This window comes from Aeromonas sp. 600886 (assembly GCF_049174935.1).
Lineage (GTDB): Bacteria > Pseudomonadota > Gammaproteobacteria > Enterobacterales > Aeromonadaceae > Aeromonas > Aeromonas veronii_A.
This window is the reverse complement of record NZ_JAAKUB010000003.1, coordinates 213796-236907: the sequence shown is the minus strand read 5'-3', so window position 1 is coordinate 236907 and position 23112 is coordinate 213796. Positions and strand designations below refer to the sequence as shown.

The following is a 23112-nucleotide window of genomic DNA, read 5'->3' as shown; positions in this document are numbered from 1 at the left end:
GATAACGGGGCCTTCTCATTACGGTTGATGATGAACTTGTCACGGGCTATTCGATGGTCACCCGGTGAGGGGCTGGCGTTTCCACCTGCTTGGGCAGTTGCAACGTGAGGATACCGTTCTCGAACCTGGCGCTGACCTTGTCCAGCGCCACCTCGACCGGCAACTCCAGAGTGCGTGAAACACTGCCAAAATAGCGTTCACTGCGCAGTGTTCGCTCATCCTTGTTCTGGCTGTCAAACTGGCGGATCTCCGCTTTCAGCGTCACCTGTTTACCATGGATATCCACATGGATGTCCTCTTTGGCAACCCCCGGCAACTCGGCTTGCAGCACATAGTTACCATCACTCTCCTTCAAATCCAGCCTGATCTGGCTCGGCAAGGGGTCCCCGTGCAAGGGGCGAATATAGAAGCCGGACGCCATATCGCGAAACAGGTCATCGAACAGACTGGTACGGCTTGGTAGCAAACTCATCTCTGATCCCTCCGTGATTCATGGACTGACAGAGGCAGGCCCTGATACCTGCCTGATGGGGCCTATATGTGACCGAGGCTTGTCTTTGCCCCCTCTATCAGTCTAAAAAGTGTGCCGCGTGCTGCCACCCCATCTGAGCTTTATTTGATATGGATCAACCACATCGCCCTGGCCACCAGGCACAGAGTGTGACATGGAAACTGAAAGTTGCGTGACAAAAGCACATTGATTGCCACTTGACACGCTTTGGTGGCACACTTTCTCCCATCAACCCGTAGCGCCTCGACCCAGAACAATGCAGACACCGGAAAACGCGTCAGAAAAGAAGAGCCCTGCCAAGCCACAACGCATTCTGATGGTCAATGAGCAGCGCTCGTTTCAGGTGATGATGAAGGCGATGCTGATCAATCTGGGTATCAGCAACATCACCTACTCCAATACCGCCGAGGATGCACGGCGTCGCTGCCAGAAGGGCAGCTTCGACATCTATCTCATCGATTACGATCTGGGGGTCGGCGAAAATGGCCGCCAGTTGCTGGAGAGTCTGCGTGACCAGAGCCTGATCCCGCCCCAGAGCGTGGTGATAATGGTGAGCAGCGACAGCTCCCGCGCCATGGTGCTGAGTGCGCTGGAGGCCGAGCCCGACGAGTACCTGATGAAGCCCTTCTCCCAGGAGCAGTTCTCGTTTCGCCTCAGACGCGCCCTCGCCCGGCGTCATGCCCTGGCACCGGTATTCACCGCCCTGGCCGACAACAACTTCCAGGCTCTCATTACCGCCTGTGCCGAGCGAGCCGATGCGGTGCCCCGTTTTGCCAACTACTGCCGCTGCTTGCAGGCCGATACCCACCTCAAGTTGGGTGAAGCACAGGAGGCTCGCGCCTTGATGCGCCAGCTGCTGGCCGGCCAGGAGAACAGCTGGGCCCGCCTGACGCTGGGCAAGGCGTGCAACACTCTGGGGCTCCATGAAGAGGCGGTCAGCCATCTGCAGGCGACCCTCAAAAATACCCCGCTGATGGTGGAAGCTCACCTCTGGCTGGCGGAATCCCAACTCGCCCTCGGCAATGACGAGCAGGCGCAGCAAGAGCTCAGGCGGGCGGTGGACATCTCCCCCCAGTCGGTGCAACTCTCCCGCCGACTGGCGGAGGTGTGCCTGCTGCGCCACGACTATGCCCAGGCCAAGGATGTGTTGCTGTCGCTGATCGACCTGTCCCGCAACTCCATTCACCGCACCCCCCACTATCTGGGGGCCTATATCCAGACCCTGACCCTCTACGCCCTCAACAGCAACGACAGCTACCACATCGCCAACCTGCAAAAGCAGGTCAATTCGGCCCTGTCGCGCATCCGCGATTCGTTGATGATGTCGGAGTTCAACTACCCGGTGTTCGAGCAGATCTGTCAGGCTCGGGTACAGATCGCGCTGGGCGAGCTGCTCAAGGGCAAGAAGATGCTCTATCGCGCCAACCAGAACTGGCTCGACGAACCGGCCACCATGCCCCCCGCCCTGCTTGGCGAAACCATCCTCGCTCTCTATCAGCTCGGCGAGTTTGAGTACGCCGAGAGCCTGCAGAGCCTGCTGGCGGAGGACGAAGACCGGCTGCTCACCACCTGTATTCAGGCAACCCGGGATGACAAGACGGTACTGGAGCGGCGTCAGCGCTACCAGCAGCTCAACGATCTGGGGATCAAAGCCTATCAGGCCGGGGAGCTTGAACAGGCACTCGGTCACTTCCGCGAGGCCCTGCGCCGCGCGCCCGCCAATACCGGTGCCGCCCTCAACAAGATCCAGGTGTTGCTGCAACTGATGCAGAAAAACCGCAAGAGCCCGGAGTTTGGTGCCGAATGCAAGGAGACCCTGGAGGTGCTCGACGGCATCCCCCTCAACCCGGCCCAGCAGGAGCGTTTTCGCAAGCTGCGCCAGGAGTTCAACCAGTTCAGCTAAGACGCCGCCGTGCCCCCTTTTCCCCGCCTATGCTGAAACCAGTTCGGCAATGCGAGGGAAACGAAGATGGCGATGTGTCGTTATCTGGTGGCCGATGGCCGCCACTGCAGTGAAGAGGCTGGCGAGCACGATCTCTGCCACTGGCATGATCCCCACCATACCCATCAGGAAGCCCACACCGCCGAGGCGCTTGAACAGTACGTTCGCGCTGGCGGACTCTGCCACGGCCTGCAGCTGTCACGGGCCAATCTGGCGGGCCTCAATCTGGTCAACAAGGAGTCCGATCAGGGATTTTTGCTGGAGCAGTGCAACCTCTATCGCGCCAACCTGCGCGGTGGTCACCTCTACGGCCTGCGCATGAAGGGCGGCAGCCTGATGAAAGCCGATCTCAGTGATGCCAACCTCCAGTGCGCCACCCTCGATGACGTCAACCTGCTCGGCATCCGCTGGCACAACACCCGGCTCGACAACATGCAGACCGGCAAACGGGTGATGCAGGATCGCAAGGGGCGCCGCGAACGGGATCCCAAACAGGCGCGCATCTGGTTCAAGGAGGCGGAAGAGACCTACCGGGATCTACGCAAAGCCTCCGAGGCGCAGGGGATCTTCACCATGTCCGGCAACTATATCCAGCACGAGCTCACCATGCGCCGCCTGCAACTGCCGTTCTGGTCGACCCAGCGTTTTACCTCCTGGGTGGTCGATCTCTTCTGCGGCTATGGCGAGGCCCCGATGAGGGTGGTGCTCTTCTCTCTGCTGCTCATCTTTATCTGCAGCATTTTTTACTTCTTCTGCGGCCTCAACTTCGCGGGTAACTACCTTATCTATCGACCAGAGGCGCCCCTTGAAGAGAACGCCATCTTCCTGCTCGAATGCCTCTACTACAGCGTGGTCACCTTCACCACGTTGGGGTACGGCGACTTCACTCCGGTCGGGCTCTCCAGGATCTTTGCCGCCTTCGAAGCCTTTACCGGCAGCTTCACGCTGGCGCTGTTTGTGGTGGTATTCGTCAAAAAGATGACCCGCTGACGCCTCTCCCTGCCAAGCGGGTCGGCCACTGGTGCTGACCCGCGCCCCGAACTTGCATCCACCGCCGATTCCTAGTCCAATAGCCACTTATAAAAATGACATGAGCATCCCGGACATGAAGATCATCTCTTTCAATATCAACGGCCTGCGCGCCCGCCTGCACCAGCTGCAAGCCATCATCGACAAGCACCAACCCGATGTGATCGGCCTGCAGGAGATCAAGGTACACGACGAGGCTTTCCCGCTGGCCGATGTGGAGGCCATGGGCTATCACGTGGAGTTTCACGGCCAGAAGGCCCACTATGGGGTCGCCATCATGAGCAAGCAGAAGCCGGTCAAGGTGGAGAAAGGCTTCCCCACCGATGACGAAGAGGCCCAGCGCCGGATGATCATGGCGACCTTCGAGCGCGAAGACGGCTCTCTCATCAAGGTGATGAACGGCTACTTCCCGCAGGGTGAAAGCCAGGATCACGAGACCAAGTTCCCGGCCAAGCAGAAGTTCTACGAGGATCTGCAGCACTATCTCGAAACTCATCACACGCCGGACGACCAGCTGGTGCTGATCGGGGATATGAATATCTCCCCCACCGATCTCGACATCGGTATCGGCGAAGCGAACCGCAAGCGCTGGCTGCGGGATGGCAAGTGCTCCTTCCTGCCCATCGAGCGCGAATGGATGGAGCGGCTGAAAGGGTTCGGTCTCACCGACACCTTCCGCGCCGCCAACCCTACCGAGTGCGAGCGTTTCTCCTGGTTTGACTACCGATCCAAGGGCTTTGACGAGAATCGCGGCCTGCGCATCGACCTCATCATGGCCTCCGACGCCCTCAAGGACAGCGTGACCGAGACAGGTATCGACTATGAACTGCGCGGCATCGAGAAACCCTCCGACCACGCTCCCATCTGGGCCTGCTTCGCCTGATTGAGTGCGGGCGAGGGCTCCTCTCGCCCGCTACAATTATCCCCCTTTTTCCTCCTGACTATTGTCATCGCACGCACTATCCTGTCGGCAATCTAGTTCTCATATGATACTCTTTACTCCATTTTCCAGCAGCAGAACGGCTTCTGTTGTGAAGAACAGAGAGAACTTTTTCGATCAAGCAGCTTGGGTTCAATGTTCATGCTCTATGATTGAAAAACTTCAATAATCCAATGAGTTAATTTGTAATCATGAAGTTAATCACGTCAGCCGAAAAAAAAGGTGTGCATGATGGCCGCAATCGGGCCAACAGGAGTGAAATGATGATGGAGCCAAACACCAGAGCAGGATTATTCAAACAGGGGATGCTCGCTCTGACGCTGGCCGGTGCACTGGCCGGCTGTGGCGGGGAAACAAACCAGACGGTGCAAACCATGCCGGCCGTGCCCGTGGTAGTCAACGAGGCGACCCTGACCGATGTGCCGCTCACCACCGAGATGGTGGGCGAAACCGCCGGTTTTCGCGAGATCGATGTCCGCTCCCGGGTCAGTGGCATCCTGCTCAAGCGCACTTATGTAGAAGGCCAACCGGTTACCGCCGGCCAGCAACTGTTCCTGATCGACCCCGAGCCCTACAAGGTGGCGCTGGAGCAGGCCAAAGGCACCCTGGCCCAGGAGCAGGCCAGGCTCAACAAGGCTCGCGCCGATCGGGATCGCATCATTCCCCTCTTCAAGCGCCAGGTGGTAAGCCGCAAGGACTATGACGACACCATCGCCAACTATGAAGCGGCCATCGCCAGCCATCAGGCCGCTCAGGCCAAGGTGAAGGAGGCCGAGCTCAACCTCAGCTATACCAAGGTCACTGCCCCCATCAACGGCATGGCGAGCAAGAGCTCCCAGTCCGAGGGGAGCCTTATCTCCACCAGTGGCGACAACGGCCTGCTCACTACCATCACCCAGTTTGATCCGCTCTACGTCAACTTCTCCTACTCGGAGCAGGATCGCCTCGATTTCGAGAACTCGGTCAAGAGAGGGACCATTGAAGCCAAGGACGCCACCAACTGGCGCACCCATATCCGCCTGGCCGATGGTTCTGTCTACCCACAAGCGGGCAAGCTCAACTTCTCCGACAACCGGGTCGATCCCCAGACCGGCACCATCCGTGCCCGCGCCATCTTCGATAACAAGGACGGCGTGCTGCTGCCCGGCCAGTTTGTCCGTATGACCATCGATCTGGGCACCCGCAAGAATGCCATAGTGGTGCCGCCCCGCGCTATCGTCCAGTCCCAGGCTGACCGCATGGTGATGGTGGTCGATGCCGAGAACAAGGTGATCCCCCGTCCGGTCAAACTGGGCCCGGTGGTCTCCGAGGGGGTGCTGATCGACAGCGGCCTCAATGCCGGTGACCGTTACATCGTCGAAGGCTTGATGAAGGCTCGCCCCGGCAGCGTGGTGAAACCTGTCTCTGCCGACGAGATGAAAGCCATCACCGCCAAGATGGTCAGCCACTCAGCGGCCAAGTAAGGAGCTCGTATGTTTTCCAGGTTTTTTATCGAGCGTCCCATCTTCGCCAGCGTGATTTCCATCATTATCGTGCTGGGCGGATTGGCGGCAATGCGCTCGCTTCCCATCGAGCAGTACCCCCAGATCACCCCGCCGGTGGTCTCGGTGACCGCTTTCTATCCGGGGGCCACTCCGGAGGTGATCTCCCAGACTGTCGCCGCACCGCTGGAGCAGCAGATCAACGGCGTCGAGCGGATGATCTATATGCAATCGGGTTCGGCCTCCAACGGCCAGATGAACCTCAACGTCTACTTCGAGATCGGCACAGATCCGGATCAGGCCACCATCAACGTCAACAACCGGGTATCGGCCGCCATGGCCCAGCTGCCGGAAGAGGTGAAAAAGCAGGGGGTAACGGTCAAGAAGAAATCGACCTCCATCCTGCAGGTGGTCACCCTCCAGTCGCCGAACGGCTCGTTTGATACCACCTATCTGTCAAACTATGCCCTGCTCAACATCATCGACGAGCTCAAGCGGATTCCCGGCATCGGTGATACCACTCTGTTTGGCGGTACCGACTATGCGATGCGCATCTGGTTGCGGCCGGATCGACTGGCCCAGCTCGAACTCACCCCGAGTGATGTGATTAGCGCCATCCGCGAGCAGAATACCCAGTTCGCGGCAGGCAAGATCGGCGCTCAGCCCACCTCGACCCCCATCGACTTCACCTACACGGTGCAGACCAAGGGTCGCCTTGAAGATGTGAAAGAGTTCCAGAACATCATAGTTCGCTCCATGCCCGATGGCTCCAAGATCCGGGTCCGCGATGTCGCCCGGGTCGAGCTGGGGGGCAAGGATTATGATCTGGTGGCCCGCGCCAACGGCAAACCGGCCATCGGTATCGCTACCTATCTGCAGCCCGGTGCCAACGCCGTAGCAGTCGCCGATGCGGTGCACACCACCATGGAGCGGCTCAAGGAGCGCTTTCCGCAGGATATCGAGTACCAGATCCCCTACGACACCACAGAGTTTGTGAAGATCTCCATCGAAGAGGTGGTACACACCCTGTTCGAGGCGATCGTGCTGGTGTTCGTGGTAGTCTACCTGTTCCTGCAGAACTTCCGCGCCACCCTGATCCCCTGTATCGCGGTGCCAGTGTCGCTCATCGGGACCTTCGCCGGCATGCTGGTGCTCGGTTTCTCCATCAACCTGCTGACCCTGTTCGGCATGGTGCTCGCCATCGGTATCGTGGTGGATGACGCCATCGTGGTGCTCGAGAACGTCGAGCGGATCATGAGCGAGAAGAAATGTTCGCCCAAAGAGGCTGCCATCCTCGCCATGCAGGAGGTCTCAGGTCCGGTGGTCGCCATCGTGCTGGTGCTTTGCGCCGTGTTCCTGCCGGTCGCCTTTATGGGTGGCATGACTGGGGTGATGTACAAGCAGTTCGCCATCACGGTCGCGGTCTCGGTGGCCATCTCCGGTCTGGTGGCTCTGACTCTCTCTCCGGCCTTGTGCGCCGTGTTGCTGAAAGAGGGACATCACAAACCGGCCCGTTTCTTCGTCTGGTTCAACGATAAATTTGACCAGCTGACCCGCGGCTATGTACGGGGTGTGGCCTTCCTGAACCGTCGGGTGGGGGTCGCTTTTGCCATCATCGCCGGACTGCTGCTCTCCATCTACGGTCTCTTCCTGAAAGTGCCGGGCGAGCTGGTACCGAACGAAGATCAGGGCTACCTCATCTCCGCCGTCATGCTGCCGGATGCCGCCGCCATGAGCCGGACACAGGCAGTGGCGGATCAGTTCGACAAGCTCGCCATGGCCAATCCCAATGTGAAGGATGTGATCACCTTCTCGGGCTTCGACATCCTCTCCAACGCCATCATCAGCAACAGCGGTCTCACCTTCATTACCCTGAAGGACTGGAGCGAGCGCAAGGGGACAGGCCAGGACTCCTTCGAGCTGGCCAAAACTCTGCAGGGGATGAGCCTGATGGGGCTGGCTGACGGCTTTGTTGCCTCCTTCAACCCGCCCCCCATCCAGGGAATGTCCACCACCGGCGGACTGGAAGGCTACCTGCAAAACCGGGGTTCCGGCAGTGCCCAGGAGTTTTCGGGCGAAGTACAGCGCTTCCTCGCCGCCGCCAAGGAGCGCCCCGAGTTTGCCAGTGTCACAACCACATTCCGTGCCAATGTGCCGCAGGTCTATCTCGACCTGGATCGCGAGAAAGCCAAGGCGCTGGGGCTGCCGATCAATGCGGTGTTCGACACCATGCAGGCCACCTTCGGTCAGGTCTATGTCAACGACTTCAACCAGTTTGGCCGAACCTACCGGGTACAGTTGCAGTCCGAAGCGGACTACCGCGCTAAGAAGAGCGATATCCGCAACGTCTACGTGCGCTCCAACACCGGCGAGATGATCCCGCTCAGCAGCCTGGTGACGGTCCGTGATGCCACTGGTCCCGAGCTGGTAGAGCGTTTCAACATCTTCCAGGCAGCCAAGATCATGGCACAGCCGGCACCCGGCTACAGTTCGGGTCAGGCGATCGCCGCACTGGAAGAGGTGGCCAACAGCACCCTTGGCAACGATGCCAAGCTGGAGTGGACCGGTTCCGCCTATCAGGAGAAGGCCTCTGCCGGTAGCGCAGGCATGGCGTTCGGCTTCGGTATTGTGATGATCTTCCTCATCCTGGCAGCCCAGTACGAACGCTGGAGCCTGCCGTTTGCGGTGATCACAGCCGTACCGTTCGCCCTGTTCGGCGCCCTGCTGGCCACCTGGCTGGTAGGACTCACCAACAACGTCTACTTCCAGATCGGGCTGGTGACCCTGGTGGGCCTTGCCGCCAAGAACGCCATACTGATTGTGGAATTCGCGGTGATGAAGCACGAAGAGGGGATGAGCCTCATCGAGTCGGCACTGGAGGCGGCGCGCCTGCGTTTCCGTCCCATCGTGATGACCTCGCTGGCCTTCATCCTCGGCTGTGTGCCGCTGGTCACCTCCAGCGGCGCTGGTGCCGCAAGCCGTCACGCTCTCGGCTGGCCGGTCATCGGCGGCATGCTGGCGGCCACCTTTATCGCCATCTTCTTTATCCCGCTCTTCTTCCGCCTCATCATGAAAGGGTCGGAAAAGCGCGCCAAGCCGTAACGCTCTCCACGGGCGTTCCACCGATAACAAACTACCCCCGCCCGTGCGGGGGTATTTTTTTGTCTGCGGTGTGCTTCAATGACACACATCGAGACTTTTTTGCACAGGATCCGGATATGCTGGCTCAGCTCTGGCTCGCGACGACCTTGACGACCACTACCCTCTCCGCCTGTGGTCATCACGATTATCCCCCCTGGAACTGGCTGAGCGATGGCAAGATCATCGGCGTTTGTGCCGAAGTAGTCAGTACCCTCTATCAACGGTTGGGTTTCAATGTGGATCTCTCCTATGTGGGCCCCTGGGCCCGCTGTCAGCAGAAAGTGGCGAAAGGAGAGGTCGACATCAATATCTGTGCGCTGCGCAACGAAGAGAGAGCACACTACTCCCGCTTTACCCGAACGCCCATGGCCATCAATGACATGGCGGTGTTCGTGCGCCAACCCGGCAGCCGCTTGCTGCAGCGACGGGAGGATCTGACCGGACTGCGGGGAGCCATGATGATAGGCGTCAGCCTTGGCAGCGAAATGGATGATTTTTTGCAAGCAAATACCCGCATCTACAGGGTCAACTCCCTCAAGCAGGTATTTGGCCTGCTGGCCAGTGACCGGGTCGACTTCGTTCCCTATGGCCGCTCTTCCGGCCGCCTGTTTTTGAGCGAAAATTACCCGAGCAGCGGAATGACTGATCTGCAGTGGCCACTGCAGCGCGGTGAGCTCTATATTTCTGTTTCACTACAATCTCCCCATCTTGGCACCCTCGAACAGCTGGAACCCATGCTGCAAGCGCCGGGCATGAGGCAGTGGATAGATCAGCTGCTGGAGAAATACAGCGACATCTATCTGCAACAACAGCGCCAGCCCTCGCCTTGACCTTCTCCCAGAAGCAAGGTTTAGAGTCTGGATACCAGATCCTGAAGGATGACCGGATTGTCACTCACCCAGCTTGCGACAAGATTGCCCTCTGCCCTGCTAGCCCGGCTATTGCTGGCGCTGCTGCTCGTGTGCAATCTGACCCTCTGCATCAGCTGGCATGGTTCTCCCCTCTCCTCCGAGACGACCCAAAGCAGCCCCCTGCCAATGGTGATGTTGGATTCATCCATGGCGATGGCGGATGGCGAGAGCTCTCATGCGATGCCCGCAATGTCTCACCCGAGCGATACCATGGCCCTCTCCTGCCATCAGGGAGACGAGGGGTCGGCCATGGGCGATGAGTGCCAGATGCAGACCGGCATCAATGCCCTCTCCTTCGGCGCGATAGCTCTGCTGGGTGTATTGGTCGCCCTGCTGATCTTCCCCCTGCTACTTGGCAGTAACTTCGCAACTGCACTGCTTGATAACTGGTTGCGGGATCCCTTCCTGCGATCACGCGGTACCCATCCCCCCTCCTGGCCGCGCCGACACCTGATGTTGTCGGTGCTGCGACACTAGAAAGATCTTCTCTTGCGGCAGCGGCAAGCCTCGGCTTGTCCGTTTTCTGCTGCCTTGCCTGACCCTGTGCCCTAGCCAAACCGGCCCGCTCACAGGGAGCCGTGCGCGCTGATACAGCTGCGCCCCGTTTGCCGCCAGCCCCTTGGGTGATGCCTTGCCCCCCACCCGACCGGCGGCCTGCACAAGAGAAGAGATATGATGTCACTTGTCCCTGTTACCGGCCTTATCGCCGCCAAGAACCTTGTCCCCCTGCCACTGAATGGGAGTGTGCGATGAGCCAGAAACTGCTGGTATCGGCCCTGCTGCTGGCCCTCGGCGCCGGTGGCGGCTACTGGGCCGCCAAACAGACCACCACAGGCACCGCGGCCAAGGAGAAGACGCCGCTCTACTGGGTCAACCCCATGGATCCGCGCGACAAGCGCGATGCTCCGGCCAAGGACAACATGGGGATGGACTTTATCCCCGTCTATGAGGAAAAACAGGGCGGCTCACCGGGCACAGTCACCATCAGCCCAGAGATCCAGCAGAACCTGGGGGTACGGCTCGCCAAGGTGGAGAAGCTCCCCATCCACCAGCAGATCGAGACGGTGGGCTACGTCGGCTATGACGAGGACAAGCTGGAAGCCGTCAACGCCCGCATGGCAGGCTGGATCCGCACCCTCGCCATCAAGAGCGAGGGGCAGCAGGTGAGCAAGGGGAGCCTTATTTACGAGCTCTACGCCCCGGATCTGGTCAACGCCCAGCACGAATACCTGCTGGCACTCAACACGGCCAACCCACTGCTGCTGCGCGCTGCCGAGGGCAAGCTCAAGTCCCTGCAGGTACCGGCAGATCAAATCGCAGCCCTCAAGCGCACCCGTCAGGTACGCGAAACCATCAGCATTTACGCCCCCAGCAGCGGTTATGTCTCCGAGCTCAAGGTGCGCGAGGGCCAGTATGTGGAGCCCGCAGCGGCGCTCTTTAACATCAGCACCCTCAAGCAGGTGTGGGTCAGTGCAGAGGTGTTCGAGCGTCAAGCCGCCCAGCTGAAAGTGGGGGATCCGGTCACCATGGTTCTCGACTATGCCCCCGGCCGCCACTGGCAGGGCCGGGTCGATTACCTCTACCCGACTCTGGATGCCACCACCCGTACCCTCAAGGTGCGGCTGCGCTTTGCCAACCCGGACGAGTTTTTGAAACCCAATATGTTCGCCAAGGTGAGCATTCGCACCAGGCAGGGAGAGCCGCAATTGGTGGTGCCGAGCGAAGCGGTGATCCGCACCGGCAGTCAGGATCGGCTGGTGCTGGCGTTGGGGGATGGCAACTTCAAGTCGGTCGCCGTCACTCTCGGCCCCCAGTTTGGCGACAAGGTTGCCATCAAGGCGGGGGTGGAAGCGGGTGACAACATAGTCAGCTCGGCCCAGTTCCTGCTCGACTCCGAGTCGGCCATCGATTCGGACTTCCAGCGCATGACGGCGGTACGTCCCGCCCAGGTGTGGACCCAGGGCGAGGTTGAAAGCATCGATCTGGCCAAACGTACCCTGATGGTCTCCCACCAGCCCATCCCCGAGTGGCAGTGGCCCGCCATGGAGATGGAGTTCACCGTCGCCGAAGGAGTCGACATCAGCAAGCTGGTCGAGGGGCAGACCCTCCATCTGCAGGTGATGCAGGAGGGGGATGAGTACCGCATCACCACCATCCATCAGGAGCAGGCACCCGCTACTGACGGCGACGCCAAGCGTGGAACGGATGAGATGGAGAAGATGGAAGGCATGGACCATAGCCAGCATCAGATGACGATGCCCGAGATGGAGAAGAAATCATGATCCCTTCCATCATTCGCTGCCTAGCAGGCAACCGTTCTCCGCTCTCTCTACTTGGTGAGAAAGGAGTTCAATCATGATCCCGTCGATTATTCGCTGGTCAATCGGCAACCGCTTTCTGGTGCTGCTATTGACCCTCATGCTCACCGCCTGGGGGCTCTGGTCGGTCAAACAAACCCCGGTGGATGCCCTGCCGGATCTCTCCGATGTGCAGGTGATCATCAAGACCTCCTATCCGGGCCAGGCGCCACAGGTGGTGGAGGATCAGGTCACCTACCCGCTTACCACCGCCATGCTGGCGGTGCCGGGGGCGACCACGGTGCGCGGCTACTCCTTCTTCGGCGACTCCTTCGTCTATGTGCTGTTTGACGACAACACCGACCTCTACTGGGCTCGCGCCCGGGTGCTGGAGTATTTGAGCCAGGTTGCGCCCAACCTGCCCGCCTCCGCCCGCCCCCAGCTCGGCCCCGATGCCACCGGGGTGGGCTGGGTCTACCAGTACGCGTTGGTGGACAGAACCGGCAAGCACGACCTCAGCCAGCTCACCTCTCTGCAAAACTGGTTCCTCAAGTACGAGCTGCAGACGGTGGAAGGGGTCTCAGAGGTCGCCACCGTGGGTGGCATGGTGCGCCAGTATCAGGTGCGGGTCGACCCGGACAAGCTGCGCGCCTACGGCATCCCGCTCTCCCTAATCGAGACCGCCATCAAGCAGGGCAACCAGGAGACCGGCGCTTCCGTCATCGAGATGGCAGAAGCGGAGTACATGGTGCGCTCCAACGGCTATCTGAAAAGCGTCGAGGATCTGAAGCAGATCCCGCTCGGCACCAATGTGCGCGGCGCCCCGCTGCTGCTGGGCGACGTGGCGGATGTGGTCACCGGGCCCCAGAGCCGGCGCGGCCTGGCCGAGCTCAATGGCGAAGGGGAAGTGGTGGGCGGCATTATCGTCATGCGCTATGGCGAGAATGCCCAGCACACCATCGACGGGGTCAAGGCGCGGCTCGCTCAGCTGAAGAGCAGCCTGCCGGAGGGGGTGGAGGTGGTCACCGTCTACGATCGCTCCGACCTTATCCAGCGCGCCATCGATAACCTCTCCGGCAAGCTGGTGGAGGAGTTCGCGGTAGTGGTGCTGGTCTGTCTGGCCTTCCTGTTCCACCTGCGCTCGTCACTGGTGGTGGTCATCACCCTGCCCATCGCCATTCTGGTGGCCTTTATCGTCATGCATCTGCAGGGGATCAACGCCAACATCATGTCGCTGGGGGGCATCGCCATCGCCATCGGCGCCATGGTGGATGGCGCCATCGTGATGATCGAGAACGTCCACAAACACATGGAGCGGGAGGCGCTCACCGACAAGAACCGCTGGCGCATCATCACCGAGGCGAGCATCGAGGTGGGGCCCGCCATCTTCTTCTCCCTGCTCATCATCACCATCAGCTTCCTGCCGGTATTTGCGCTGGAGGCGCAGGAGGGGAGGATGTTCCATCCCCTCGCCTACACCAAGACCTATGCCATGGCGGCGGCTGCCGCGCTCGCCATCACGCTGGTGCCGGTGATCATGGGTTACTTCATCCGTGGCAAGGTACTGGCTGAGCAGGCCAACCCGCTGAACCGCTGGCTGAGCCAAGGCTATGTGCCGCTGCTCAAAGCCGTCTTGGCCCGCCCGAAAACCACCCTGGCCATCGCCGCCGTGGTGACGGTGGCGGGCTTCTGGCCGCTCAAGTACCTGGGCTCCGAGTTCATTCCGCCGCTCGATGAGGGGGACATCATGTATATGCCCACCACCGCAGCCAATATCTCGGTGGGCAAGGCGCGGGAGATTTTGCAGCAGACCGACAAGCTCATTCGTACCGTACCCGAGGTGCAGAACGTGTTCGGCAAGGCGGGGCGCGCCGAAACCGCCACCGACCCTGCCGATCTGGTGATGATGGAGACCAGCATCCAGCTCAAGCCCCGGGATCAGTGGCGCCCCGGCATGACCCCGGAGAAGCTGAAAGAGGAGCTCGACTCCCTCATCCGCTTCCCCGGCCTCACCAACGCCTGGGTGCCCCCCATCAAGACCCGCATCGACATGCTGGCTACCGGTATCAAGACCCCGGTCGGCATCAAGATAGCGGGGCCGGATCTCAAGGTGATCCAGCAACTCGGCCAACAGCTCGAACAGATCGTTGGCAAGGTGGAGGGCGCCTCATCGGTCTACGCCGAGCGGGTGGCGGGTGGCCGCTACGTCAAGGTGGATATCGACCGGCTCAAAGCGGCCCGCTATGGCCTCAACATCGCCGATGTACAGGCGGTGCTCGCCACCGCAGTGGGCGGCATGGAGGTGGGCCAAACCATAGAGGGGCGCGAACGCTATCCCATCAACCTGCGCTACCCCCAGAGCTATCGCGATTCTGTAGCCAGCTTGGAGCTGCTGCCGGTGGTCACTCCAAGTGGCGCTCGCATCGCGCTGGCGGATGTAGCCCGGGTCTACATCAGCGATGAAGCCCCCATGCTGCGCAGTGAAAACGCGCGGCTCAACGGCTGGGTCTACGTCGATATTCGCGGCCGCGATATCGGCTCCTTCGTCGATGAGGCCAAAGCCGAGGTGGGCAAGCAGCTGGTGCTGCCGGCGGGCTACGCCCTCACCTGGTCTGGCCAATACGAGTACATGGAACGGGCCAAGGCGCGCCTCGCCTACGTGGTGCCGCTGACGGTCGCCATTATCGTGCTGCTGCTCTATCTGGCGTTTCGCCGCGTTCAGGAGGTGCTGCTCATTCTCACCACCTTGCCGCTGGCGGTGGTGGGGGGGATCTGGACCCTCTGGCTGCTCGACTTCAACCTCTCGGTGGCGGTCGGGGTGGGCTTTATCGCTCTGGCGGGGGTGGCGGTAGAGACCGGCGTCTTGATGCTGGTCTACCTCAACCATGCCTGGGATGACCTGGTGGCCAGTGGCAAGCCGGACAAGGCGGGTCTGCACCGGGCGGTGATCCACGGCGCCGCCCTGCGCCTACGCCCCAAGATGATGACGGTGGTCACCATCATCGCTGGCCTCTTGCCCATCATGTGGAGCCACGGCACCGGATCCGAGGTGATGCAGCGCATCGCCGCCCCCATGATCGGCGGCATGGTGAGCGCGCTGGTGCTGACCCTCTTGGTGCTGCCCGCCGCCTACTACCTGTGGCGCAGTCGCAGCCTTGGCAAGAGCGCGTACCCGCAATCCGAGTAACCCGATTTCACGATCCATATTGACTGAACGATAAGGAAACCATCATGAACAACAAAACGCTGACCCTGACCCTGCTGCTTGGCCTTGCCACCCAGACCAACCTGCAAGCCGAAGAGATGATGCACCATGAAGGGCACGATATGAGTCAGACGGGTGAGATGAGCGAACAGGCCGCAATGGTGATGACCAAGGGGGTCATTACCCGCCTCGATGAGGGGCGCGGCAAAGTCGGCATCAAGCACGAGGCGATCGACAACCTCAAGATGCCGGCGATGACCATGGTCTTTCGGGTGGCCGATCCGGCCCTGCTCAAGGATCTGAAGGTGGGGGATGCGGTGCGCTTTCACGCCGAGAACCCGGACGGCAAGCTAACCGTAACCACTATCCAGAAACAGTAATCAGAGTCATTTCAAAAAAAAACGGCGGGATCATCCCGCCGTTTTCTGTTATTGCACCATCCGCCGAGCGGCCTCCTCAGCCGTTCGGATAGGCTTGGGCTATGTTGGCCTGCGCCACCCCCATCAACTGAACCGAGATATCCTGCAGCACATAGAGGTCGCGGCGACGGGTCCAGGGTTGATCGGATTGCTCGTCGTACCAGACGGGCAGTTCGATCCCCTCCGGGGCATGGCTCGCCACCTTGCGGGCACGGCAGGTGATGATGCAGCGCTTGACGTGGTCGCGGTGACCGATAACGGCCGCCGTGCCAAGGGCGGCGGCATCTCCGCCGGCATAATCCCTGACGATGGCCTCCACCACGCCGTCCGTGCTGAGGTAGACCAGCTTGCCTTCATTATCCCAGTAAGGCTCGATGGAGATGACATCCCGGGCTGGAATGTCCGAATAGCGGGCCGAGTCGAGGAAGCGGGCAATCTCCCATTGCACGTACATGGGCACCGGCTTTTGCCGATAGAGGGCCGCACAGCAGGCAGCCAGAGCCTCGTTCATGGGGCCGGGCTCGGCCAGTTCATCCGGGTTGCCCGAGGCGTTGGGGCGGTTGCCGAAGGCAAAGGCGATGACGCAGTGGGCCTGGTCGATGGCGACCCGGGACGGGGTCATGTTGAAGCAGGCCTCCTCGATGAAGGGGGCCAGCTGGCGGGCCGTCTGCTCGTCGTGCAGCTCGGCGCTCAGCCGGTCGGTCAGGGTGGTGCGAAAATCCGCCGCACTCCCCTGGCTGTCATTGCTGCTGTTGCAGCCGGTGAGGGTGGCGACCAGGGGGGTACTCAACAGCCCCAGGGTGACTCTACGTCGACTCTCGTTCATTTAGATTCCTCTTTGGTAGCAAGCACTTAACGGGAACAAGCAGCAATTAACCCTTGACCCAATAAACGCTCATACCATACGGAAAAACGGGGGCGACAAAAGCCATACCGCGAGGCTCGTACCCAGAACGTGCAGCAATTCACACATTAATCAATAAACGAAAGCACTCTTTTGCGAATGAGCCAATAAAAGAAATTAACATCCACATTAATGAACCACTGATAGATACTCTATCTGTGGTTCATTCGCACAGATTTCATCCCTCAGATAACGCGCTCGTTCAGCTGCGGGTTGCCAGCAACCGCTCCACATCCTCGATCACCTTGAGAGCCGCCTGTGGGCCGCCGCTCGAAGTCCAGAGCGACCCGTCCACGGCGCCAAAGCGCTTGGCCTTGATCACCGGCAACTGCTGGAACGCCGGAGTCTGCTCCGCCTGACGCATGGCATCCACCGCATCACCGCTGGCGCTCAGGGTACCGACCACCAGCCAGTCAGCATCCAGCAGGTTGAGGGACTCCAGACTCAGCGCCGGTGAGTGGGGTGCGCCAGTACCCTGCTGCTTGCTTGGCCGTACCAGCCCCATCGACTCCACTACGCTGCTGGCAAAGGTGCCCTGATACATAAAGCTCGGCCCCTTGGGGTTCCAGCGCACTATGCTGATGCTCTCCCCCTGATGCTTGGCCAGCTTGCTGCGAGCCTGAGTCAACCGCTCGGCATACTGCAGCAAGAAAGTATCTCCTTGCTGGTCGCGGTTGAGGGTGTGAGCGGTGCGGCGGAAGCTATCCTGCCACGGCTCCCCCCACTTGCTGGTCACCACGGTCGGCGCGATCTCCCCCAGCAAAGTCAGCAGCTCGGGACGGGTCTGGCCTGTCAGGATAAGATCGGGCTCCAGCGCAATCAGCGACTCCAGATTGGGGCTGTCGAGATCGCCGATCACCTGGATCCCCATGCCCGCCTTGTTCAGCAAATAGCGAGGCAAGGTGGGTTGACCACGGCCATTGACGGCGCCGATGGGGGTCAGCCCCAGGGTCAGGGTGCTGTCGAGTTCGAGCTCGCTCAGCACCACCACCCGCGTTGGCTGGACTGGCACCTGCACCTTCTGGCCAAACGCATCAGTCACTTCACGCATCTCCTGTGCCTGAACCAGCGGCGCGGCCAGCATCAGGATGGCTGCTGCCAGGGCGGCAAAACGCTTCATCATCTCACTCCTTCTCGTTGCACGGCCCGGATAATCGGCCGCGAGGATACACTCGGTTGGCCCACAGAGCAGGCCCATATGACTCAACTCGCCGAACGCAGGGCGCGGCCATGTTCGTGACGACGGGGCACGATAATGGGCGCCCCGTCGCCGGGGGCATGCAGAATGTCGACACTGGTCTGGTAGAGCCGGTCGATTAGATCCTTGGTCACCACCTCCCGGGCCGGGCCCATGGCGGCAATGGTCCCCTCGCCGATGGCGATCAACTCGTCACAGTAGCGGGCCGCCATCGCCAGATCGTGGATCACCAGCAGCACGGTTTTGCCTTCGGCAGTGATGCGGTGAATTGCCTCCATCACCTCGGTCTGGTGGCCGATATCGAGGGCGCTGGTGGGCTCGTCGAGCAGCACCATGTCGCTGTCCTGCGCCAGGATCATCGCAAGCCAGGCCCGCTGCGCCTGCCCGCCGGAGAGGGACGCGGCGCTCTGCTGCCAGATGCTTTCAAGCTGCATCCGCTCGCCGGCGCTGCGCACCATGCGGGCATCCTCCTCGCCCCACTGATTGAACCAGCCCTGATGGGGGTGGCGGCCATACTGCACCAGCTGCTCCACCAGAATGCCGGCAGGCAGGGTTGGCCGCTGGGGCAGGTAGGCGAGCTCCCGCGCCAACCCCTTCATGGGGTAGCTGGCAAGCGGCTTGCCTTTGAGCAGGATCTCGCCGCGTTGGGCTTTCATCTGGCCGGATAGCAGCTTGAGCAGGGTCGATTTGCCGCAGCCGTTGGGGCCGACGATCCCCACCAGCTTGCCCCTCGGCACGCTGAAAGAGATGTCCCGCAGGATGGGGGTCTGCTGATAGGCGAAGTGGAGGCGATTTACGGTGAGCGTCATCAGTCAGCCCTCTGGCGATCGTTAACAAGAAGAAACAGCAGCAACAGGCCACCGAGAATGCGGGTCATGATACCGGTCGCCACCTCGTGGGGGCTGGCCAGCACCCGGACCAGGGTATCGCTGGCAAGCAGCAGCAGGGCGCCGCTAAGCGCCGCCAGCCAGAGCGGCACCACCCGGTCTTTTACCAGCCAGGAGGCAAGAATGGGGGCCGCCATGGCGATAAAGACCACGGGGCCGCCGATGGCAGTGCCGAGCGCTGCCACCAGAATGGCCTGGGCCAGAATGCCCAGTTGTACCCGATCGCCGTTGACGCCAAGCCCTATGGCCATCTCGGGACCAAAGCGCAGCACCGCCAGCGCGCGGGAGAGATAGACGATCCAGGGGCAGAGCAGCAGCAACAGGATAGCGATGGGGGTGATGGTGCTGTAACCCACGGCGATAAAGCTGCCCATATTCCACAGATAGAGGGAGCTCAAGTGCAACAAGGCCTGAGTGGACATCACAAACTGGCCGAGCGCCTCGAACAGCTCGGAGAGGCCGATGCCGATCACCACGAACAGATAGCCCTGCTCACCTGGCTTGCGGCAGAGGGCATAGAGCACCAGCGCCGCGAAGATGGCGCCGATGGGGGCCGCCCACCAGGGCCAGCTGCCCACGGTCAGGTAGAGGGAGAAGACGATGATGGCCAGAGAGGCGCCATTGTTGACCCCCACCATGTCGGGAGTAGCCAGCCGGTTGCGCACCAGAGTTTGTACCAGACAGCCGGAGAGCCCCATGGCCGCCCCCGCCACCACCACCCCAAGGATGCGCGGCAGCCGGATCTTGAACAGGGTGAGCTGCTCAAGCCGCGTCCCCTCCCCCAGCAGAGTGTTGACCACCCCGGCAAAGCCGAGCTTGCCGCCGCCAACGCTCAGGGCCAGCAGACCCAACGCTAGCAGCGCCATGGCCAGCAGGGCCAGCCAGCGCCAGCTCGGCAGATGGATCAGCAAAGAGCGGTTGCCGGCACGCAGACAGAGCATATCGGTAGGTGTGCGCATCAGCCCCTCACTTGACGGTCAGCAGGGTACGAAAGCCCCCGCGATGAACAATGGCGATCAGTACTGGCGCACCAATCAGGGCCAGAATAACCCCGTTGGGCAGCTCGAACGGCTGGATCAGCCAGCGCGCCAGAATGTCGGCCAACAGCAGAAACAGCATGCCGAACAGGGCGGAGAAACAGACCTGCACCGACAGCTTCACCGGCTCTACCAGTCGGCCACAGTAGGCGGCCAGAAAGCCGACAAAGCCGATGGGGCCAGCGATGGCGATGGCACTGGCGGTAAACAGGGTAGCGGCCAACAGCACGCCAATTCGCACCCGGTTTGGGCGGATCCCCAGCGCTTGGGCCTGACTGTCCCCCATCTGCATCAGGGTTAGCTGGCGACAGAGCAGCAGGGTGATGACAAACGCCGCCAGCACGAAGGGCAGCACGGCAATGATGGCATCGAGATTGGCCGCCGACAGGGAGCCGAGGTTCCAGAAGCGGTACTGTTCCAGCACCATCTTGTTGGAGAGCAGCAGAAAGCTGGAGAGACCGCCGAAGGTGGCGGAGAGCGCCACCCCGACCAGAATGAGCTTCAGCGGGTTGGAGCGGCCAATCATCATGCCAAGCCCCAGCACAATCACGTTGCCGAGCAGCGCACCGAGTCCGGCCCAGAGCAGATAGCCGTAGGCGGACTCCACCCCGAACCAGGTGAGCCCCACCACCAGCGCAAAGACGGCCCCGGCGTTGACGCCGAGCAGGCCGGGCTCCGCCAGCGGATTGCGGGTCGCGCTCTGCAACAAGGAGGCAGCCAGAGATAAAGAGGCGCCGACCACCATGGCACAGAGGGTGCGCGGCAGTCGCAAGGTATTGAGCACCATGGCGAGCTTCTGGTCGCCAGCCCAGCGGGCATCCCCCATCAGGTAGCCGAGCACCTCGCGAGCACCATAGACACCCGCACCGGTGGCGAGCGAAAGAGAAAGCAGTACGAACAGGAGGAACAATCCCAGCCAGAACAGCGAGGTCTGGTCTCTAAACACCCTTTAACTCCTTATGATTGCAATGCCATCTTGTTGACACAAAAGCCGTCATCCGAGGTGATACCGTGGCAACAACGGAAGCCCGCCAGTGCGGGCTCCCGCTCAGCCATTACAGTTTGTAGGCCACACCGGCATAGACAGTGCGCCCGTCGAGGATCTGATCGGCCTCGGTGGCAACCCAGTCACGCTTGGTATTGGTCAGGTTGTTGAGCCCGAACTTCAGATCCAGTGCCCGAGTGGCGTTCCAGACTGCCCCGATATCCAGGGTGTGGAATCCGGCGGTGGTCTCATAGGTGGTGCCGCTCATGCGCGGAACCGGAAGGATCTGGCTGCCGGTGTAGTTCCAGCCGAGCTGGGTACTCAGGCTCTCGATGACCTGCCACTCCAGCTTGGCGTTGACGGTATGCTCCGGCGTCCGATAGAGATCCTTGCCGCTGGTCTTGTCCTCCCCGTCGATCAGGGTGACGTTGCTGGAGAGGGTCAGGGCATCGGTGATATCAAACCAGCCGCTCAGCTCCACCCCCTTGATGCGGGCCTTGCTGACGTTCTGATAGGTCATCACCGCCGGACGCCAGGTGGAGGTCCATGCCTCGCTCTGGATCTTGTCCTTGATATCGTTGTGGAAGACGGTAACCCCGGCGCCCCAGAACGAACCATCATAGGCGGTGCCCAGCTCGTAGCTGACGGCGGTTTCCGGCTTCAGATCCGGGTTGCCCACCACGGCGCAGCGACCGCGACAGGCGGCTACGGCATAATCCGGGTTGGACTGGGCAATGGTCGGCGCCTTGAATGCCTTGCCAATGCCGCCCTTGACCACCCAGTTGTCAGTCAGGCTGTAGAGGGCATAACCGCGGGGGCTGAACTCGGTGCCATAGGTCTCGTGGTGATCGACTCGGCCACTCAGGGTCAACGCCAGATCGCCAAAGCCAAACTCATCCTGCAGATAGAGCGCGCTCTGGTTGACGCTGACATCGCCCCCCTTGAGGTTGACATTATGCTTGAGTTCGGTGATGCGGTACTCGGCACCGCTGGTCAGCAGGTGGCTGCCCAGATTGCCGCTCAGCTGGCCATCAAAGGTGTGGTTGGTCTGGATCACATCGCCGCTGGTCTTGCTCAGCGCCGTCATCAGTTCGGAGTCATCAAAGAGATCAACCTGCTCGAAGGCATAGCCGACCCGGCTGTCGAACTGATCCCAACGGCCGACATGGGTGGCATTGAGCCCCAGTCGCTCCATCTGCTGGATATTGCGCGGCGTCTGGCCGTAGTTGTTCCAGTGGGCCTCCCGATCGTCTTTGGCGTAGTTCATCCCCACATCCAGATCCTGACGATCGTCGATCAGCCATTTGACGTTGGAGAGGATCCCCAGCTTTTCACGCTGCTCGATGGCATCGGCCTTGGGGTTGATGCTCTGCTCGCTCTGCCAGGCGTCCCGGTGGTTCCCTTCTACCACCAGGTTGGCCAGCAGCTTGTTGTCGATCAGTGCCCCGCCCACATAGGCACTCGCCTTGTTGATATCCCCGCCGTGACCGTCGGTGGGGTCGCTGAAGGTATAGGTGGCCGCCGCTTCGGTCTTCTCCCCGGGTTGGCGCAAGATGACATTGACCACCCCACCCAGCGCATCTGCGCCGTAGAGGGAGGAGATGGGGCCACGGATCACTTCGATACGCTCGATGGCCGCCATGGGGATGGCGGAGAGATCGAAATCATTGCCATAACCGGAGGTAAGAGCATCGCGGGAGCTGATACGCCGCCCATTGACCAGCAACAGGGTGTAATCCCCCTCCAGCCCGCGCAACTTGATCTCGCTGCGGCCGTAGCTGGTAGCAGGGCTGATATTGACCCCCGGCAACTGTTTCAGAGCGCCGGTGAGGTCATTGACATTGAGCTTGTCGAGCTCGGCCCGAGTCACCACAGAGACGCTGGCCGGGGCGGTCAGCTCGCTGTGCCGGGTTTTACTCGCCGTCACCACCATAGTTTCATGAACGGTGACAGGCGCAGTCCCTTGGGCCAGAACTGGCAGGGCAAAAAGGGACAACACCAGCGGATGCACTGCAAATCGTCGGGATGATGTACGCATCATCAACACTCCACATAAAACAACCAAGGCCAACACCACCGACATCCCTGTCTGACCTCGCCAGACCCGGTGCAAAGTGATGGAGTTCATTGGCATGAACAGTCGTCCATGCCCCATCACCCCGAACATCAGTGCATTACGGCAGGCCCTGCGTTGTGCTATGCCACTCGCAGCCATCAATAACAAA

Annotated in this window: 17 protein-coding genes; 10 read left to right on the top strand and 7 right to left on the bottom strand. The window is 60.9% G+C overall.

Translation table 11 applies throughout. The annotated features are described in order from the left end of the window. Positions 1–46: 46 nt before the first annotated feature. On the bottom strand, positions 47–472 hold the full coding sequence (locus tag G5179_RS04150) for an Hsp20/alpha crystallin family protein (protein ID WP_103250619.1): 426 nt from the start codon (positions 470–472) through the stop codon (positions 47–49). Between the two features lie 295 nt (positions 473–767). Here G5179_RS04150 and G5179_RS04145 point away from each other — a divergent pair, with 295 nt between their 5' ends. From G5179_RS04145 to G5179_RS04100, 10 genes are all read left to right on the top strand, one after another. After that, the gene (locus G5179_RS04145; RefSeq protein ID WP_421208669.1) at positions 768–2414 is read left to right on the top strand and encodes a tetratricopeptide repeat protein; all 1647 of its coding nucleotides are present in this window, start codon (positions 768–770) and stop codon (positions 2412–2414) included. Between the two features lie 66 nt (positions 2415–2480). Then, positions 2481–3443, top strand: coding sequence for an ion channel (locus G5179_RS04140; protein ID WP_421257918.1), 963 nt, complete (start codon positions 2481–2483; stop codon positions 3441–3443). A 115-nt stretch (positions 3444–3558) separates the two neighbouring features. Beyond that, the gene (gene xthA / locus G5179_RS04135; protein WP_100653387.1) at positions 3559–4365 is read left to right on the top strand and encodes an exodeoxyribonuclease III; all 807 of its coding nucleotides are present in this window, start codon (positions 3559–3561) and stop codon (positions 4363–4365) included. 362 nt (positions 4366–4727) lie between these two features. Then, complete coding sequence (locus G5179_RS04130) at positions 4728–5885, top strand: efflux RND transporter periplasmic adaptor subunit (RefSeq protein ID WP_421171953.1); 1158 nt, start codon at positions 4728–4730, stop codon at positions 5883–5885. Positions 5886–5894: 9 nt separating this feature from the next. Then, positions 5895–9005, top strand: coding sequence for an efflux RND transporter permease subunit (locus tag G5179_RS04125; protein WP_421257917.1), 3111 nt, complete (start codon positions 5895–5897; stop codon positions 9003–9005). 116 nt (positions 9006–9121) lie between these two features. Continuing rightward, positions 9122–9874 (top strand): substrate-binding periplasmic protein, encoded by a 753-nt coding sequence (locus tag G5179_RS04120; protein ID WP_216978400.1) that lies wholly within the window; start codon positions 9122–9124, stop codon positions 9872–9874. Positions 9875–9931: 57 nt separating this feature from the next. Continuing rightward, positions 9932–10432: a hypothetical protein gene (locus G5179_RS04115; RefSeq protein ID WP_421257934.1), complete on the top strand. Its 501-nt coding sequence runs from the start codon at positions 9932–9934 to the stop codon at positions 10430–10432. Between the two features lie 272 nt (positions 10433–10704). Then, on the top strand, positions 10705–12237 hold the full coding sequence (locus tag G5179_RS04110) for an efflux RND transporter periplasmic adaptor subunit (protein WP_421257916.1): 1533 nt from the start codon (positions 10705–10707) through the stop codon (positions 12235–12237). A 73-nt stretch (positions 12238–12310) separates the two neighbouring features. Next, complete coding sequence (locus G5179_RS04105; protein WP_421257915.1) at positions 12311–15439, top strand: efflux RND transporter permease subunit; 3129 nt, start codon at positions 12311–12313, stop codon at positions 15437–15439. Positions 15440–15483: 44 nt separating this feature from the next. Beyond that, the gene (locus G5179_RS04100) at positions 15484–15837 is read left to right on the top strand and encodes a copper-binding protein (protein ID WP_421257914.1); all 354 of its coding nucleotides are present in this window, start codon (positions 15484–15486) and stop codon (positions 15835–15837) included. 76 nt (positions 15838–15913) lie between these two features. Here G5179_RS04100 and G5179_RS04095 read toward each other — a convergent pair whose 3' ends face one another. The 6 genes from G5179_RS04095 to G5179_RS04070 all read right to left on the bottom strand — a co-directional run bounded on the left by G5179_RS04095 (position 15914) and on the right by G5179_RS04070 (position 22925). Continuing rightward, on the bottom strand, positions 15914–16702 hold the full coding sequence (locus G5179_RS04095; RefSeq protein ID WP_216953224.1) for a hypothetical protein: 789 nt from the start codon (positions 16700–16702) through the stop codon (positions 15914–15916). A gap of 280 nt (positions 16703–16982) precedes the next feature. Further along, positions 16983–17900 carry an iron-siderophore ABC transporter substrate-binding protein gene (locus G5179_RS04090; protein WP_266135563.1) on the bottom strand — a complete coding sequence of 306 codons (918 nt, stop codon included), beginning with the start codon at positions 17898–17900 and terminating at the stop codon, positions 16983–16985. Between the two features lie 83 nt (positions 17901–17983). After that, positions 17984–18787, bottom strand: a complete 804-nt coding sequence (locus G5179_RS04085) for an ABC transporter ATP-binding protein (protein ID WP_042656963.1) — start codon at positions 18785–18787, stop codon at positions 17984–17986. Beyond that, a complete protein-coding gene (locus tag G5179_RS04080; protein WP_421257913.1) occupies positions 18787–19824 on the bottom strand; it encodes a FecCD family ABC transporter permease in 1038 nt (345 codons plus the stop codon). The genes G5179_RS04085 and G5179_RS04080 overlap by 1 nt, the downstream gene beginning before the upstream one ends. Before the next feature lie 7 nt (positions 19825–19831). Beyond that, positions 19832–20848 carry a FecCD family ABC transporter permease gene (locus tag G5179_RS04075; protein ID WP_421221399.1) on the bottom strand — a complete coding sequence of 339 codons (1017 nt, stop codon included), beginning with the start codon at positions 20846–20848 and terminating at the stop codon, positions 19832–19834. Between the two features lie 109 nt (positions 20849–20957). Continuing rightward, positions 20958–22925, bottom strand: a complete 1968-nt coding sequence (locus G5179_RS04070) for a TonB-dependent receptor domain-containing protein (RefSeq protein ID WP_421257933.1) — start codon at positions 22923–22925, stop codon at positions 20958–20960. Positions 22926–23112 lie beyond the last annotated feature (187 nt).

Excerpts from the sequence above, each read along its gene's own strand:
- G5179_RS04100 (WP_421257914.1), top strand. The coding sequence starts at position 15,484 with ATGAACAACAAAACGCTGACCCTGACCCTGCTGCTTGGCCTTGCCACC.
- G5179_RS04145 (WP_421208669.1), top strand. The coding sequence starts at position 768 with ATGCAGACACCGGAAAACGCGTCAGAAAAGAAGAGCCCTGCCAAGCCA.
- G5179_RS04085 (WP_042656963.1), bottom strand. The coding sequence starts at position 18,787 with ATGACGCTCACCGTAAATCGCCTCCACTTCGCCTATCAGCAGACCCCC.
- G5179_RS04070 (WP_421257933.1), bottom strand. The coding sequence starts at position 22,925 with ATGCGTACATCATCCCGACGATTTGCAGTGCATCCGCTGGTGTTGTCC.
- G5179_RS04150 (WP_103250619.1), bottom strand. The coding sequence starts at position 472 with ATGAGTTTGCTACCAAGCCGTACCAGTCTGTTCGATGACCTGTTTCGC.
- G5179_RS04140 (WP_421257918.1), top strand. The coding sequence starts at position 2,481 with ATGGCGATGTGTCGTTATCTGGTGGCCGATGGCCGCCACTGCAGTGAA.
- G5179_RS04130 (WP_421171953.1), top strand. The coding sequence starts at position 4,728 with ATGCTCGCTCTGACGCTGGCCGGTGCACTGGCCGGCTGTGGCGGGGAA.
- G5179_RS04110 (WP_421257916.1), top strand. The coding sequence starts at position 10,705 with ATGAGCCAGAAACTGCTGGTATCGGCCCTGCTGCTGGCCCTCGGCGCC.
- G5179_RS04080 (WP_421257913.1), bottom strand. The coding sequence starts at position 19,824 with ATGCGCACACCTACCGATATGCTCTGTCTGCGTGCCGGCAACCGCTCT.
- G5179_RS04090 (WP_266135563.1), bottom strand. The coding sequence starts at position 17,900 with ATGAAGCGTTTTGCCGCCCTGGCAGCAGCCATCCTGATGCTGGCCGCG.
- G5179_RS04120 (WP_216978400.1), top strand. The coding sequence starts at position 9,122 with ATGCTGGCTCAGCTCTGGCTCGCGACGACCTTGACGACCACTACCCTC.
- G5179_RS04095 (WP_216953224.1), bottom strand. The coding sequence starts at position 16,702 with ATGAACGAGAGTCGACGTAGAGTCACCCTGGGGCTGTTGAGTACCCCC.
- G5179_RS04105 (WP_421257915.1), top strand. The coding sequence starts at position 12,311 with ATGATCCCGTCGATTATTCGCTGGTCAATCGGCAACCGCTTTCTGGTG.
- G5179_RS04125 (WP_421257917.1), top strand. The coding sequence starts at position 5,895 with ATGTTTTCCAGGTTTTTTATCGAGCGTCCCATCTTCGCCAGCGTGATT.
- xthA (WP_100653387.1), top strand. The coding sequence starts at position 3,559 with ATGAAGATCATCTCTTTCAATATCAACGGCCTGCGCGCCCGCCTGCAC.